The 331-nt window shown below is 63.7% G+C and carries 1 protein-coding gene; it reads right to left on the bottom strand.

Annotated features, from left to right (window positions below):
- Positions 1–331 (bottom strand): AMP-binding protein (locus tag SJI03_RS28905; RefSeq protein ID WP_322429474.1); only part of this gene is annotated, 331 nt, incomplete at both ends.

Here is a 331-nt window from a genome sequence, read left to right as displayed (position 1 = left end):
GCGGTAACTCACGTGCACCGTCGTTTCCGTGATGCCGTACATATTCACCAGCTCCGGCGCCATGTCGCTGTGTCGCTCGAACCACGGCTGCAGCTTGTCCAGGGCCAATGCCTCGCCGCCAAACACCACCGTGCGCAACGCCAGCGGCGTCGGCGTCAACTGATCCTGCTCGATGAAGGCATAGAACGCTGACGGCGTCTGGTTCAGCACCGTCACTCGCTGGTCCCGCACCAGCTGGTAGAAGTCCGGCGTCGATTGCGCCACCGCGCGCGGCACTACCACCAGGCGCCCGCCATGCAGCAGCGCACCCCAGATTTCCCATACCGAAAAA

The organism is Janthinobacterium sp. GMG1 (assembly GCF_034427795.1).
GTDB lineage: Bacteria > Pseudomonadota > Gammaproteobacteria > Burkholderiales > Burkholderiaceae_D > Janthinobacterium.
Note: the sequence above shows the minus strand (reverse complement) of the source record. Positions and strands in the feature narration are given on the sequence as shown.